The sequence below is a fragment of the Cyclobacterium sp. L-R genome (genome assembly GCF_056859355.1).
Genome location: NZ_JBSXOH010000075.1, coordinates 84611 through 100178 on the forward strand (window position 1 = coordinate 84611; position 15568 = coordinate 100178).

The 15568-nt window shown below is 37.2% G+C and carries 10 protein-coding genes, 1 other RNA gene and 1 pseudogene; 4 read left to right on the plus strand and 8 right to left on the minus strand.

What is annotated here, in order from left to right; all coding sequences use genetic code 11:
- The first annotated feature begins 136 nt into the window (after positions 1-136).
- Entirely contained in the window at positions 137-2326 is a 2190-nt protein-coding gene (locus tag AC13EX_RS13830) for a TIM-barrel domain-containing protein (protein ID WP_482893139.1), read from the plus strand.
- 289 nt (positions 2327-2615) lie between these two features.
- On the opposite strand, the gene AC13EX_RS13835 is transcribed toward AC13EX_RS13830, so the two are convergent.
- The 8 genes and pseudogenes from AC13EX_RS13835 to ssrA form a co-directional block, all read right to left on the minus strand.
- Complete coding sequence (locus tag AC13EX_RS13835; protein ID WP_482893140.1) at positions 2616-2966, minus strand: hypothetical protein; 351 nt, start codon at positions 2964-2966, stop codon at positions 2616-2618.
- Positions 2967-3336: 370 nt separating this feature from the next.
- Positions 3337-6297, minus strand: a complete 2961-nt coding sequence (locus AC13EX_RS13840; RefSeq protein WP_482893141.1) for a TOTE conflict system archaeo-eukaryotic primase domain-containing protein — start codon at positions 6295-6297, stop codon at positions 3337-3339.
- A gap of 14 nt (positions 6298-6311) precedes the next feature.
- A complete protein-coding gene (locus AC13EX_RS13845) occupies positions 6312-6557 on the minus strand; it encodes a hypothetical protein (protein ID WP_482893142.1) in 246 nt (81 codons plus the stop codon).
- Positions 6558-6738: 181 nt separating this feature from the next.
- The gene (locus AC13EX_RS13850; RefSeq protein WP_482893143.1) at positions 6739-7830 is read right to left on the minus strand and encodes a Fic family protein; all 1092 of its coding nucleotides are present in this window, start codon (positions 7828-7830) and stop codon (positions 6739-6741) included.
- Positions 7831-8054: 224 nt separating this feature from the next.
- Positions 8055-8431, minus strand: a pseudogene (locus AC13EX_RS13855) (KTSC domain-containing protein).
- A 723-nt stretch (positions 8432-9154) separates the two neighbouring features.
- Positions 9155-9547, minus strand: coding sequence for a helix-turn-helix domain-containing protein (locus AC13EX_RS13860; RefSeq protein WP_482893144.1), 393 nt, complete (start codon positions 9545-9547; stop codon positions 9155-9157).
- A gap of 12 nt (positions 9548-9559) precedes the next feature.
- On the minus strand, positions 9560-9853 hold the full coding sequence (locus AC13EX_RS13865) for a type II toxin-antitoxin system HigB family toxin (protein WP_482893145.1): 294 nt from the start codon (positions 9851-9853) through the stop codon (positions 9560-9562).
- Between the two features lie 319 nt (positions 9854-10172).
- Positions 10173-10579: a transfer-messenger RNA gene (gene ssrA, locus AC13EX_RS13870) on the minus strand.
- Positions 10580-11272: 693 nt separating this feature from the next.
- On the opposite strand from ssrA, the gene AC13EX_RS13875 reads away from it, so the two are divergent.
- The 3 genes from AC13EX_RS13875 to AC13EX_RS13885 all read left to right on the plus strand — a co-directional run bounded on the left by AC13EX_RS13875 (position 11273) and on the right by AC13EX_RS13885 (position 15316).
- Positions 11273-12691, plus strand: a complete 1419-nt coding sequence (locus AC13EX_RS13875) for an SLC13 family permease (protein WP_482893146.1) — start codon at positions 11273-11275, stop codon at positions 12689-12691.
- Positions 12692-12703: 12 nt separating this feature from the next.
- Complete coding sequence (locus AC13EX_RS13880) at positions 12704-13588, plus strand: serine hydrolase (protein ID WP_482893147.1); 885 nt, start codon at positions 12704-12706, stop codon at positions 13586-13588.
- 177 nt (positions 13589-13765) lie between these two features.
- Positions 13766-15316 carry a SulP family inorganic anion transporter gene (locus AC13EX_RS13885; RefSeq protein ID WP_048640455.1) on the plus strand — a complete coding sequence of 517 codons (1551 nt, stop codon included), beginning with the start codon at positions 13766-13768 and terminating at the stop codon, positions 15314-15316.
- The last annotated feature ends 252 nt before the right edge of the window (positions 15317-15568 follow it).

The following is a 15568-nucleotide window of genomic DNA, read 5'->3' on the forward strand; positions in this document are numbered from 1 at the left end:
AGTGTCGTGAAATTGAAAAATACCGGTTTATATTTGCGGGCTGTTTGCCATTAGCTTAATGTACTTACATTATCGTAAGTAGATTTTTAAAGGCTTCACTACTATTAAAAAACCTAACAATAACCCTTTTGTAATAATGCATTCAATACACTGTAAATCACTGTTTTTAATTTTAGCAACAATTTTTCTTGCCTCTTATTCTTTTATTCAAGAACCTGCCTTGTATTTAAGTGATGGGAATTACCGGTTAAAAGTGGAGCTTATCGGTATGAAAATGGAAATTCAGGACCGATTAGGGACAGTTAAGGTTCCTAAGGATCAAGAATCAGGACTTTTTCTCAATGGCCATCCGGTCATTTCGTCAGAGGTATTAAAAAGCAGTTCAAAAAGTGCAAAGCTAAATGTGAGCTTGTCCAATGGAGCTTACGCACAGGTTGACTTGATTTTTAAAGAGGGGCGAATTACTTTAAATGTGTCTCCCCAAAATGATAAAATAAATACAACTTCTATAAGGTTTGGAGGGATGCCTGTGGCTTATGGTTTAGGGGATGCCGGAGGTTGGAACAAGACCTTTAACCTTATTGCTGAAAATGAAAAACGCTTTCGGCTCATCAATGATGGCGCGAGGAATAGGTGGGTGAGCTCATTTTGTATCTTTCCGAAAAACGATTTTGCCGGCGTTTTCTTCTCTCAAGGGAAAAAATCGGTGACTTTGTCAACAAATTCCTATCACCAGGAAATAGAGGGCAAAGGGGCTTCATCCTTCTATCTGTTCGTTGGTAAAGTGCCTGAGCTTTACAAGCATTATAAAGATGTCCGGGAGGACAATGGCTATTCAGAAGTAAAGCCAAAGTTTACTTTGTTTGAATTAGGCTGGGAATCCTGGGACGCTCTGGGATGGAATACCAATGAAGAAATAGTGAAAGGAATTTTGGCAAAGTTTCTAAAAGAAGGATACCCCATTAAATGGGCAGTAACTGGATCCGGCTTTTGGGATCAAGGAGGCACCACTACTAGTTTTGGTCGTTGGGGAGAAAAATTCCCGGAGCCTCAATCCCTAAAAAATTGGATGGGTGATAATGATATTCACTGGATGATAGGGTTAAGGACCAACTTTATACCTCAAGGAGGACCCTATTTCCCAAAAACGACCAAGAGAGATAAGAACTTGAAAGTGAATTCATTTTATGGTAATGAACTCTCAGAGGTTGGCTTAAACAAGGGGTATTTTGTTAAAGATAAAGAGGGAGTTCCTTTTAGTATAACTTCCTCTATTTTCCCCATAGTTCCAAGTTATTTGCTTGATGGCAGGAATAAAAAGGCTGCAAAATGGTATGGGGCTTTGTATAAAAAATGGGAAGTAGCGGGAATAAAAGAAGACACCATGATGGATCTTGATTCTTTAATTGGGATCTTCAACCAACCGATAAAAAACATAAGTGATGATCGTGGTCTGGTAATGGCTAGAAATGGAGCTTTTGTTTCGCCGGGAACCTTATTGAGGATCAATGATTCTGGGGTAGGAGAAAAAAATTCAAGGATACCGATCAACTATTTCCAGTACGCTGCCTCAGGTTTTCCCAATGTTTATTCAGATGTGGCAGGTGTCCATAATATGCATAACCTTGCCCAGGTTTCATCAAATATCAAACATGCCTGGCTATTGGCCTTAACGGCTGGAATGGCAATAGGAGCATTTCCGGAGGGTTGGCCGGAAGAAGCTAGGAATACCTTTAAAAAACTTGTTAACTTTCACTATCAATTAGGCCCCTATTTGTATAGTTCTGCAATAAAGGCTTATCATTCAGGGTTTCCTTATACCCTTACCCCTTTACCTTTAGCCTTTCCCGGAGATGATAAAGTTTACCAGCAACAAAGGTTTGAGTGGATGATCGGTGAATCAATTTTAGCAGCACCCTTGCTCTCTGAGGAAAGCATAGAAAAGGTAGCTGTTTATTTACCGGGTGGAATATGGTATGATTTTGAAAGTGGGGAAAAATTTGTTGGCCCAAAACTTCTGGATAATTATCCACATGATTTAAATAAGGTACCTGTATTTATCGGCGGAAAGGGGGTAATAATATTAAGGAAGGATGCTTCCCAAAATATAGCCCATGTATATCCTACTTCTAGTTTGCCGGTCAGTTATGTCCACCATTTTGGTGAAAATAAAAGGGATGCACAAATTAATGTGATTAACAAGGGTATAGGGACTCCTAAGGTGCTAGGAAAAAGTGGTCAAGAGATAGACTTTCATCAGGATAATATTAGCGGTAAAGTAAGCTTTAGGATTAGCCCAGGTTCAGACTATAAAGTGATTTTTTAGATATAAGGCAAGAAAACCTGATAGCATGCTATTGGAGAATAAAAACTCAAGATTAAAAATTTGTGTCATTTTGTGAGGCTCACGGGAGTCGAACCCACGTCTGAGTAGAGAAACACAGTAACATCATCATTTTAAGGCACCGTTTGGATTTGCGATAGTTTGTCGGGTGATACAACGGACAACAGCTTAGCTGTGATTGTAACTTCTTTTTTAACCTCGCAGGGAGTAGCATGATCAAGTCGATACCCCAAATCTTCCAATCCGGTTGAAAAATTGAAGTTCAGAAACTTCAGGGAATTGATTTAATTTTTTCAATCGATATTATCGTGATCACAGGTACAGACATTAGAAAAATAGGCACATCATTTGGAGCTGGTTGAAAGATGTCTTCCTTGTTATCCAGGATCTGAAATTTGATGTTTACAGGTATGGGTTCCTGAGATACCACCCTAAATTCTTCTGGTAAGTTTTCAGGAAAATAAAGGTCGCCGTCGAATTCGATGAGAAACTGATACCCTCCCCTTGAAGCTACAGAGATGACCACCTCGGCGGTACCCTCTCTATTTGGGCCAACGTTGTTTTCGCAGGAGAAAATCGGCAAGAGAAAAAATAGTAAGGGTTTAACTTTATAAATCTTCATACTTTTAAGACGAATGGTACCGAGAAAATGCTACAGTTTTCTCAATTTATTTAATCCCCTGCAGAGACGGTGATGAAGATAACTGGCCATGCCGATTACAAAAGTTTTCAACGGTATGTTAAAGTTACTGAAGAAAGAAAAAGAAACGAGATGCAGAAAGCTTGGGGAGCTCCTGAATGAATCAATTAAACAGGTGAATTGAAAAAGTTCGAACCAACACCCTTGTAACTTTTAAAAGATCCAAAAATACTTGCCAATGTTTGTTCTTAAAAGGTATGAAAAAATGGAACCATAACTTTTAAAAAAGAAACTAATGTGCAAAAAGAGTGCTATTATGTGATATTTAAACCATGGTAAAATACTCCCTATCCTAAACAATCTCTTCTAATGCTGATTTCCATATTATAAATCCTTTTTTGTTATCTGAATAATCGTGCATAATTCTAGTAAATTTTTCAGGATTATTTTCCAAAAATGCCTGTCTTCCTTTTTTTCTAATAGTGCTTAATTGGCTGTCAATTTGTTTTACTTCTTCAATTAATGACGATTTATTTTTAGGGGCATGCCAAATGTAAGTTGCCTCTTCTGTGTCCAAGGTTTCCAAAACAATAAAATAACTTTGGTCTCCTGCAAGCAAAAATACAAATGAAAATGGATTGAGGACAAAACGAATTTTCATTATTGAACTCTCGTGTCTTTCTGCTAAATATTGAATGTGTTGAGAATGTTTGTATTGCTTATTTTTAAGAATTTCAGTCAATACCTCTTCTGCGTTTGAATAAATTTTATCCTGCTCTTGTAATTCATCAGAAGTCAAAATGTTTTGATTTTTGGTACTGAATTGTTTGAGCAAGCTTTTATTCAAAAATTGAAATTTCACTCCCTCAACCACTTCTTTATTGATGCGGTCAATATCAGTTGATAGTGCTAATTGAGAAACCAATTTTCCGTTTTCAAACTCGGCTAACAATTCTACGGTAATATTTTTTGACTTCAATCTTTTGATGAAATAGGGTTTAAGTACCTCAAATTCTGGTCTAATTTCAATGTTTTCAACCTGAAATTGAAGTTCGGTATTCATCTCAACAACTGCATATTTGAAGCCTAGACTTCCATAATGAAACTCCAATTCCTCAATTGGAACTTTAATTTTCTTTTCTATAGTTAAAACGTGTTTTGAAGTTGTGATTTCGTCCTTTGGTTCATCAAATAAGGTTGCCTGCTTGTCAATTTTTCGATAATAAGTATTTCGCTTTAAGAAAAGTTTATTGAGATAATCAATCTTATAATCTCGATAATCATAAATGGTCGGATTTGTTTCCGAGCGTTGCACCCTGCCGATATATTGGAGTAGTTTTCCTTCAAAAGAAAACGGATAGACCAAAAACAAACAGCTAATATTTTGTAAATCTGTTCCTTCGCCAAAATATTGTCCTGTTGTAATTAAAACCTGAAAGTTCCCTTCTTGTAATGTTTTCCATTTGGCTTTCTTAGACGTTTCTGAATCTTCTCCGCTCAGCGTAATAGCTTCATACGATTGTTTTAAAAATAAATACAGCGTATCAATATGCTCTTTTCGTTCGGTGATGATAACCGCTTTCTTACCCTGATTCAGTTCTGTTTTTACATCTTCCCATATCAGTTTGTTTCGAGCAGTATCGTGAACTAAAATTTTTGACAATGTTTCAAAACTATCTGTCTTAGAATTATATGGAACATTTAATGCAGTGTTGCGGATGATGATTTTCGCCTGTTTATAATTTTCAATTTCAGTGGGTTGAATATTGGCAATAATTTCTCCCAAATGGGTGAAAATCATTTTCCCATCATTGTACTTTCTGAAAGGGGTAGCAGTCAATCCATACAGATAATATGCTTGTAGTTTTTCAATTGTTTTCCTGAAAGTTTCGGCAGGAACGTGGTGGCATTCGTCCACTATGATAGTTCCAAATTGATTTTCAACAGATTCTATTTGTTTTGGCAAACTTTGAATTGTTGCCACGGTAATTTGTTTGCCTATTTTAGATTTTCCTTGACCGATAACGCCAATATCTCTTTTCGGAATACCCAAAAATGCTTCAATCCGTTCCGTCCATTGCTCCAATAACTGTTTTCGGTGAACAATAATGAGTGCAGGTTGTCCTTTATCCCCAATTATTTTTAATCCCATCACTGTTTTTCCTGAACCTGGTGGTGCAACTATCACTCCGTAGTCCTTTTTAGAAACCGCTTCTATTACTCCAAGTTGATGATTTCGCAAGGCAACATTAAACACAAAAGGAATAGTTGGTTTTAGCTTTCTTTCATCAACAAACCCAAATCCGATTTGTGATTTCTTGCAAAAGCGCAGTAGTCTTCCGATAAATCCCCGAGGAATGAAGATTTCACTTTCTGATTCCTCAATCAGTTTAAAATAACGGACTGTTTCAAAGGTGTTTCTTCCTGATTTTTTTTTGATGAAAAATTCAGAGTTTGCAAAATTTAATTCTTCTTTCAGAAAATGAGTAAGCGTTGGCGTTAATCCATTTCTGCTGATTCGTATCGTATTGTTTAAAGAAATGCTAAGTTTTCCATTTATTGGCTGCGATTTTATTTTCGGAACATCAGGTGATAATGTCTTGCATTGCTCGTCTAAAAAATCTGTGGAAACCCTTTGAATATTTTTCAGGAAATCCCATTGGTCTGTAAATTGTTCAAATGTTTCTGGATCAATAAAGCAGTTATTTCCCTTTTCAATAGTTGGCTTAAAAAGCGGCAATGCAATCAAGTTTCCAAAACCTTTGCCTGAAAGAAAATCCTGATTGGGAAACAATCTATCAAAACTGGAGCTTTTATCAAACATTGAAAACGCTCCCGAGTGTTCTAAAATTGAAATGAATATTTTGCGACTTCTTATGGCGGGATATGGTTTATCAAAAAATATCCAAACGTGTCCGCCATTTCCTGAACGAGAACGCTCCAAGTAGGCTGGAATTTCTTTTTCTTTACAAGCATTAAGAAAAATAACGGCTTCATCTTGCCAATTCGCTTTATCAAAATCTGCTACTAAAAACCAAGTGGTATTGTCTTGTAATAGAGGGTAAATTCCAATATGATGAAAGCCGTCCAAATGCTTTTGGATTTGTTCTTCTGTATATTTCAGAAAAGACTTTTCGGTAAAATTCTGAAATGTCCCTCCATTCATTTTGTGCGCCCTTAAACGAAATGGGTCATAAAAATAGGCTGGCATATAGCCCGATTTGTTTCCTTTCTCCCAACGAACGGCAAATAGGTCTTCACGCCCTTTGAAGAGGGAGCGTAAAAGGTTGATATTTTCGTGATTGGAAACCATTTTATTGATAATACCTATTCCCAATCTTCAAATTCCCGTTGTTTCATTGGTGTTTTTCTGATTTCAGCAATATTGAATAGGATTATGTTTAAAGTTTTTCTGAACGCATTTTCATTTACTTTTTGCCCAAAGAAAATACCATCAATAATATCTTCAAAATCATTCACTTGAAGCCAATCTTTTATTAAGGCATCCGCTTGATTCAAATAGTCGTCATCATCTTTACAACTGGCCGCCAGAACACCAAATGGCAAAGTCAACTCGTGATTGAATTTTTCGGCTTCTTAAATGATTCCTTTATAAGTTGGTATTGATAAATCGTCTGTATCCATAGTTGATTATTATATGTCCCAAAATGTCCCACGTTTTTATAACGTGTCCTAAAAACGTATAAATTGTCTCACGTTTTCAGGACGTGTCCCAAAATGTCCCACGTTATTTTTAGCCATTTTTCAGGAAATTATACAGTTTTTCATTTACGTATATAACCTCTTTTCCCTTTGAAAGTGACTTTAAAACGTCTATTTCTTTTAAATTATTCAAATGTCTGGAAGCTGCTTTACGTTCTAAGTTTAAATTTTTCACCAAAAACTCTATTTTACAATAAGGATGAACGAAAAGCTGCTCTATCAAATCTTTCGAATAGATTCTAGGTAATTTCTCCTGCACCAATTTTTGTGTTTCGTTGAACAGTTGATTGATTTTATTTATTTGCTCAATTGTACTCAGCGCTGTCTGCTCAATACCTTTGAGTTTAAACAAAATCCAATCTTCCCAGTTATTTTTAGTCCGAACCTCCTGAAATAATCTATAGTAATCTCCCTTGTTATGGATAATATAAGAACTCAAATACAATACAGGTTCGTTTAATAAACCTTTCAAAATTAAATACAAGACATTGATAATCCTTCCAGTTCTACCATTACCATCATAAAAAGGATGGATGCTTTCAAATTGATAGTGTTGAATGGCTAACTTGATTAATGGAGAAACATCATCTTCATCAATGTTGATATATTCTTCAAGATTTTTCATTAAGCCACTAATCGAATCAAAATTATCAGGCGGAGTATATATCACTTCATTAGTCAAGTCGTTGATTAATGCCGTTCCAGGAAGTTTTCTGAGTCCAGCATTATTTTCTTCCAATTCTTTCTGAATGGTATTTATTCCGTTTGTATTAAGAAATCTTTTTTCTTTGATTAAAAGCGTACCCATCAGAAGTGCTTCTCTGTATCGTAAAACCTCTTTTGTTGCAACATCTGGTTTTGCTGATTTGGCGTATAACGCCTGATAAAGTTTGTCTTGGGTTGTAATCACGTTCTCAATTCCTGAACTCGCTTGAGCTTCTTTTAAAATAACAGCATTGATGAGAATATTTGGATTCGGTAATGTATTTGTAAGACCTTTTAATTCTGCCAGTGCAACTGCAGATTTACTTTCCTGTTTGAGAATAGCAATTGTCTCTACCAAAGATTGTTTTGGAGGAAGAAGAGGTAAATCGTTAAATGCTTTATGTGATTTTGTTGCCATAGCCTAAAATTAAAATGCGTATTTCTATAAATTACAACTCATTGATCTCCTTTTCAATTAGCCGGTATTCATCCTTTCAGTCTTCTCCTGAATAAAAGTCTCGCAAGTCCTTTTTGGTTAATTTTCATTATAGGATTTATTTTTCCAATTGTTTTAAAATTTCTTTGTTATTATCAAATATCTTTGTCGATTTTGACTTCCTTTGTATTTAAAGCAATATTAGTTCATTTACTATTGTAATTATACCTTTTCTTGATTTCATTCAAATAGTAACTTTCCTTTGCTGCTGAACTTACCAACTCTTCAAATACCCTTTCCGGTAAATCAAAATACTGATAAACAGCCCATGGTTAAATTTTATTTCTAAAACCTTCTTTCCTGCATCATAGCCTACCGAGGCAATATTGGAAGACACTAGGGGAATGCATCCTGTTTTTCCTGTATTATCTTCCTCTAAAATTAATAACAATTGCTTACCAAGTTCAGTGCTAAGATATTGCTGGTCTCTACTCGTGATTTTCTCAGGAAGTGTGAGTTTAAGCCAACCTGCATCTATCAACGGGTTGACATGGTTTCGAAAATTTTTGGTGTTATTGAACATCCCAATTTTATCGAAAATTGCCTTCCTAGACTTTGGTTTTATACAAAATTTGAGCAGCCGTTTGGCTTTCGTGGCAATACGATTTCTTATGTATTCTTTGTCTCTGTCTCCAATTTCAGAGACAGAGAGCCTAAGATAAGGATTGGTATCACTTAAGTTTTGAATTTACGTATGGATATAATCTTTGCTGACATATTGTGTCTAAAGTAGGAAATGATTTTTGATATGTCATCACTTATTTTCTGTTCTTTTACACAACAGTTGCCCTAACGTTTTGTTGTTATCGTCCTCCCCGAGATATCGGTTCTTGATGGCATCGGAGGAATTGATACTTGTTACCGTTTTCAAGGCTTTTTTGCAGGAACAAATTCTACTAGTAAAGGTAGGTTTTCTTTGCCAACCTTTCTCTGGAAAAAGGGATCCCTGTAGAGACGGTGATGAAGATTACCGGGCATGCCGATTACAATAATTTTCAACGGTATGTTAAAGTTACTGAAGAAAAAAAAAGAAACGAGATGCAGAAAGCTTGGGGAGCTCCTGAATGAATTAAGTAACCATGTGTTTGAAAAGTTCGACACCAATACCATTGTGACTTTAAAAAATCCAAAAATACCTGCCAATGTTTGTAGGCGGTTCCTAAGAAAGATGACCAATGAAATTAATAGATGCTTATTTTCTTCCCGAAAAAAAGGATATTAAATCAAAGAATTAACTGATACCTATTTAAAGTGCTTTTTTTAGAGGGTATTCCCTTATGAGCCATTCTGCCGGTATTTTCAGTAACTGACTGAATTTTCTGATCATTGTCAAAGACAGGGACTGCTTATAATTCAACACCTTGCTGATGGTCCCCCTGTCACCGTAGACCTTTGCCAGGGTGGCAGCATTATAACCAAAATCGGCCATGCGGATTTTGATCATTTCGACAGGGTCCACTTCCGGCAAATCCCAAAGCTTTTTTTCGTATTGGGCAATCAGATGGACCAAAAGCATTTTTTCCTTATGTGCTCCCGAACCTTTTTCTGCATCTTTCAACTGCTCATACCTTTTGCTAGCAGCCTCAAAATCAGCTTCTGACTCCAGTAAGAACCAATTATTATTTTTAAGCGTTTTCATTTTTGCTAATGTTTAAATGGTTGTGGCATCTATCTTATCATATTGATCATGGGTTCCGATAAATCGAACTTCTACCGTTTTATCCTTAAAATTCACTTCGATGATCAAACGGTATTTATTTCCCACAATTTTAAAGCGTGCCCTATTGCCTTTAATGATTTTAGCAGTTGGGAAACTCTCCAAAATATCCTGGGTTTTTTTCCAATTGGCATTTTCTACAATCACCTTCCAGGTGGTCAGACTTTTGGCCGAATCGGAATGCTTCTTTGCAAAAACAATCAACTTGGTCAAGTAGATAATTACCATTTTTTTTATTTTACTGTAAAATTACAAATATGTTGGCAAAATACCAACATATTAAATACAGCTCTTCACTTTTTTTTCTAATGCCATTGACAAGGTTTCTCTAAACCTTTCGTCAATTTTTTCTTATCAAATCCAACCTGAGAGAAAAATACTTAAACCTAAAATCGTTTTATTGAAATCTTTTGATGGTCGAAATTATGGAAAAATTAAAAAACCTTAGCCAAACCGTTAAAAACTGAAACATTCCGCCCCATAATCCGCCCCAGATCTAAAAATAAAAACCCTAAATTACTATATTTCAAGTATTTAGGGTTTTAGTTTGTGGAGCTGGCGGGAGTCGAACCCGCGTCCAGATAGGGAAACACCGTACCGTCTACATGCTTAGTCAACTATTGAATTGTCGACCGAAAGCCGCTGGCTGACACACCTACTTTCGGCTTATCTGCTTAATTTCGCACCTGATTAGCAGTATCACAAGCACTAGTCCTTCCTTATCGACACCCCAGTATCAACCCCGAAAAGACACAGGGTTGCGGGATGTGGCCGGGGAGCATCTATCGAAGCTCAACCCTTTAAGCATTATCTAGTCCCCGAAGGGTAAGATTAGGCAGCCATGGCGTAATTAGATTCGCCAATTATGGTTTGTATGAATCGTTCAAGGCAGTACATACTCCAGCCTGCATGCGAGCCCAATCTTTACTCCTACTGTCAAAACCGGTCAGCCCCATGTGAATTAAGTTGACAAAGCTAACACAAATTTGGTTCCAAAACCTAAATATTTTTAGTGGAAAATATAGACCTGTCCATAATAGGCCTTCTTAGGTTTTTACTTTGGTTATGGAAAATTGTAGGTAGTTCTAAAACAAAATAGACTTCCAATTTTAAAAGTTTATTTCAAAAAAAAGGCCATGGAGTCGTAACCATGGCCCTTAAACTAAATAAGATTAAAAAATTACTTTCTCAAATATTGCTTAAAACGGATAAAAAACTGTTAATTTTTTTATTTCAGCTTTAATTTTGATCTCATAAGCAATTACGAAGAAATAACTTTTATTGGATTTACTCAGGGGAAATATTTTAACTTCCCTTTTAATATTTTTACTATTGTATCAAGAATTGACCATTTATTAATTTACTCTCTCAGCCACGAGTGTAAGGAACTGTAATGGCTGTTAAAGGTATCTAATTCAATAAATGTGCCAAGGGTGGCTTCTTACCTTCCATTGTTTTACTCTTTTCTGACAAAAATATACCATTGCTTTATTACAAGATCTTTATAATGATTGCAGAATTTAAGGACTAAATCTTTCAAAAAAGAGTTAAATTGCTTCATGGTTGGCTGTTATAAATCCCTAGTCCAACCAGAGTCACTTGACTAAGTGATAGTATTCTAATTTTTACCTTTAAAGTCAATGGTGCATGTTCGATGCAGATTCCAGAACTGGAGCGCGTATTCTCTATAGGAAACTCAAATTAAACTGGATTTTCAGTACTTCTTCTTTTATTGGGAATTTTCTGATTGCTTTATTGGTGACCTATTTTTTTAGTAAAATAGGTTATGACCCTCCTGTTAATTTTGTGTTTTTTATCAGCATATTGGCTATTGGTTTATGGATATCTGAAGCCTTGCCCCCTTTTGCTGTAGGGATTTTTATCATTGCTACCCTCTTGCTGGGTTTTAGTACGGATTTCTTTTTTGATAAAACCATGCCGCCGGAGCTCTATGTGAGTACTTGGACCAGTAATGTAATCTGGCTACTACTGGGCGGCTTTTTCCTGGCCAAAGCCATGAGCTTGGTTGAGTTGGATCAACAGTTGTTTCAATTTACAGTCAAAAAATTTGGGCACAAACCTGAGGGCTTGTTGCTGGGAATGATGATGACGACCGCTGTTGCAAGCATGGTCATGTCCAATACTGCTACCACGGCCATGATGATTTCTTCCATTATTCCGTTGGTACGTTTAATCGGAAAAGACTCTCCCTATGGTAAATCTTTGCTGATAGCCATCCCTGCTGCCGCATCTGTAGGAGGAATAGGTACCATCATTGGTAGCACTCCCAATGCGATTGCCGTAGGAGCCCTTCAGGAGAAGGGGATAAGCATTACCTTTATAGACTGGATGGTGGTTGGCTTTCCCACAGGATTGCTGTTGGTTTGGTTGTTTTGGAAATTTCTTTGCAAAACCCGGGATTTCTCTGATGTAAAGTTGGATTTGTCTCTTTTGCCAAAGGGAAAGGGGAATGTGGGCCGTTTTGAAAAAAATGCTGTCATTTTCACCTTGTTCTTTACCGTGATGATGTGGTTGACTGAATCCTTGCATGGGATCCCTGTGGCTGCTACTTCTGCCATACCTATAGTGTTGCTTACCATGACCCAAGTGATCCACTCCGAGCATGTGCGAAGTCTTCCCTGGGACACGCTTATGTTGGTGGCAGGAGGCTTGGCTTTAGGTATCGCTCTTGTGGAGGTGGGCTTAGCGGAAATTGTAATGGGGAAAATCAATGCCTTGCCATTGCCTAAAGTGTTTATAGCGATTATCTTCTGCCTTATAGCCGTACTACTTTCCAATGTAATGAGCAATACGGCAGCAGCTTCCATATTGGTCCCCCTCAGTCTTGCCCTACCGGGGATTTATGGAATTGCAGGACCAGTGATGGTTGCGATTAGTTGCTCATGTTCCTTATTGCTTCCTGTTTCTACTCCTGCCAATGCCATTGCTTTTGCAACAGGCATGGTGGAACAAAAAGATTTTCGGACCGGGGGCATTTTCTTTATCGTGTTGGGCCCGATATTGGCTTTTTTGGCCGTTATGGCCTGGGTACTTGTATTACTTTAATCCAAAGATCACATGAAAGGACAACTTATATTATTTTTACTTCTGCTACTTTCTTGTACTCCTTCCAAGGAGGACAATCAACTTAAACAGCTTGAGAATGAAATTCGCAACCTAATGGATTCAGTAGAAGGGGATTTTGGTCTTGCCTTTAGGTTGTTGGATGAATCGGATAAGGAATTGTTTATAAATGAAAAAGAGTTGTTTCATGCGGCCAGTACCATGAAAACTCCTGTGATGATCGAACTTTTTAAGCAGGAGAAGGCTGGTAATTTCTCATTACAGGATTCCATATTGATTCGAAATGAGTTTAAGAGCATTTTGGATGGCAGTAGTTTTAGCATGGATCTGAGTGTAGACAGCCAAGAAGCTTTGTACAGTAGAATTGGTGAAAAAGGCAGTATCTATGAGTTGATGTATGAAATGATAGTCAACAGTAGCAATCTGGCCACAAACCTATTGATTGAAATGGTAGCTGCGGAAAATGTAAACCAAACCATGCGGGATTTGGGAGCAAATGACATACAAGTTCTCCGTGGAGTGGAGGATTTGAAAGCTTATGATGCAGGATTAAGCAACACCACAACCGCACTGGACATGATGTTGGTCATGGAGGCCATAGCGGAAAATAAAGTCATTGGGGCAAAGAACATGATGGAGATTCTTTCCGACCAGCATTTCAATGGTTTGATTCCTAAATACCTGCCCAAAACGGCAAAGGTGGCGCATAAAACTGGATCCATAACCGGAGTACAGCATGATGCTGCAATTGTGGATTTGGAAGATGGTTCTCGTTATGTTTTGGTTGTTTTGAGTAAAAATCTCCAGGATGAAGAGGCAGGGAAAGCCTGCATTGCAAGGGTCAGCCAGTTGATTTATGCTTATGTGACAGAACATTAAAGGAAGCGCTATCGGGCTTGCTTTCAGTTTATTCCTTTCCTAAAAAACCAAATATTATTTTAATTAAATATATTTTTGGTATCTTTGCGCCTTATTTCCTAAGTGGAAATTGCTCAAATGCCCAATTTTTTAAATTCATTAATCATTCATTTAAAATTTCACCTATAATTCAGACCCATGACACAGGCCTTTTACAACTTATTCAAACCCAAAGAAGCCAATTTAAAAGATGAGGTTCTTTCTGGTTTAACTGTTGCCCTGGCTTTGGTTCCAGAGGCGGTAGCCTTTTCCTTAATTGCTGGGGTGAGTCCTTTAGTTGGCTTGTATACCGCTTTTATTATTGGTTTGATCACCTCTATATTAGGAGGTAGACCTGGAATGATATCTGGAGCTACAGGAGCCATTGCAGTAGTCGTGGTAGCTTTGGTTGTAGACAAAGGAGTGGAATATCTTTTTGCTGCAGTAGTATTAATGGGTTTAATTCAGATCCTTGTAGGCGTGTTGAAACTGGGTAAGCTTATCAGATTGGTTCCTCACCCTGTAATGTTTGGCTTTGTTAACGGATTGGCGATCATCATTTTCACAGCGCAATTTTCACAATTTAAAACTGTCAATTCACAAGGTGTTGAAGAATGGATGACTGGTACACCATTGTACCTAATGTTAGGCTTGGTGCTTGTGACCATGGTCATTATCAAATACCTTCCCAAGTTGACAAAAGTAGTACCTTCGGCCTTGGCTGCTATATTGACCGTAACCCTAATTGTTATTTTTGGAGGGCTCGATACACGGACGGTTGGAGATATGGCCTCCATCTCAGGTGGTTTGCCAAAATTTCATATTCCACTAGTATCCCTTTCAATGGAGACTTTTTGGATTATTTTACCCTATTCAGCGATAATGGCAGGAGTAGGTTTGATAGAAAGTTTATTGACATTAACCCTTGTGGATGAGATCACCGAAACCAGGGGAAGTGGCAATAAAGAATGTATTGCTCAGGGTGTAGCAAACGTTACTACTGGTTTCTTTGGTGGAATGGGTGGATGTGCCATGATTGGGCAATCACTTATCAATGTAAACGCAGGTGGGCGAAATAGACTTTCGGGGATAGTAGCTGCACTAGGTTTACTGACCTTTATATTGTTTTTCTCTTCTTATATTGAAATGGTGCCAATGGCAGCCTTGGTTGGCTTGATGTTTATGGTAGCCATAGGAACGTTTGAGTGGGCTTCATTAAGGGTTTTTAGAAAAGTACCCAAATCAGATGTTTTGGTAATGATCCTTGTTACGCTGGTAACTGTATTTTTACATAATCTTGCCCTTGCCGTATTGATCGGAGTGATCATCGCAGCATTGGTATTTGCCTGGAAAAATTCTAAAATGATTCGTGCTAGAAAGAGGATTGACGAAAAAGGTGTCAAACATTATGATATTTTCGGTCCTCTGTTTTTTGCATCAGTAACTGCTTTTGGTGAGAAATTTGATCCATTAAATGATCCCGATGAAATCATCATTGACTTTGAAGAAAGTAGAATAGTTGATCATTCTGGATTGGAGGCTGTGCATAAAGTGACCGAGAGGTACAATAAACTAGGAAAAACGGTCTATATTAGACACCTTGATACTTCTAGTAAGGCATTGCTACACAAGGCCAGTCCTATAATTCATGTGAATTACACAGAAGATGACCCTGAATTTGTACATTCAGATGAAAAGACATTGAAATAAGATTTTTGATTTTAAGATTACAAAACCGGGTTGAATTATTCAATCTGGTTTTTTTATTTTTCAGAGAGTAAGTTTTACATAATTGGATCACCTTGGCAAGATCTGTAATTTTGAGCTGATTAGGAGTCAAAGAAAAGAGTAAATCCTATCCAACATTTATCTGACTTTACTTTTTTTATAGAGCTAGATCTGATTTTTGTACTGTCGATATCTTGCTTATCAAGTGGATAGCTATGGATTCTAGAAATTAGG

Bases quoted from the DNA above. Each gene is read 5' to 3' on its own strand.
- AC13EX_RS13830 (WP_482893139.1), top strand. From the start codon at position 137: ATGCATTCAATACACTGTAAATCACTGTTTTTAATTTTAGCAACAATT.
- AC13EX_RS13835 (WP_482893140.1), bottom strand. From the start codon at position 2,966: ATGAAGATTTATAAAGTTAAACCCTTACTATTTTTTCTCTTGCCGATT.
- AC13EX_RS13840 (WP_482893141.1), bottom strand. From the start codon at position 6,297: ATGGTTTCCAATCACGAAAATATCAACCTTTTACGCTCCCTCTTCAAA.
- AC13EX_RS13850 (WP_482893143.1), bottom strand. From the start codon at position 7,830: ATGGCAACAAAATCACATAAAGCATTTAACGATTTACCTCTTCTTCCT.
- AC13EX_RS13860 (WP_482893144.1), bottom strand. From the start codon at position 9,547: ATGAAAACGCTTAAAAATAATAATTGGTTCTTACTGGAGTCAGAAGCT.
- AC13EX_RS13865 (WP_482893145.1), bottom strand. From the start codon at position 9,853: ATGGTAATTATCTACTTGACCAAGTTGATTGTTTTTGCAAAGAAGCAT.
- AC13EX_RS13875 (WP_482893146.1), top strand. From the start codon at position 11,273: ATGTTCGATGCAGATTCCAGAACTGGAGCGCGTATTCTCTATAGGAAA.
- AC13EX_RS13880 (WP_482893147.1), top strand. From the start codon at position 12,704: ATGAAAGGACAACTTATATTATTTTTACTTCTGCTACTTTCTTGTACT.
- AC13EX_RS13885 (WP_048640455.1), top strand. From the start codon at position 13,766: ATGACACAGGCCTTTTACAACTTATTCAAACCCAAAGAAGCCAATTTA.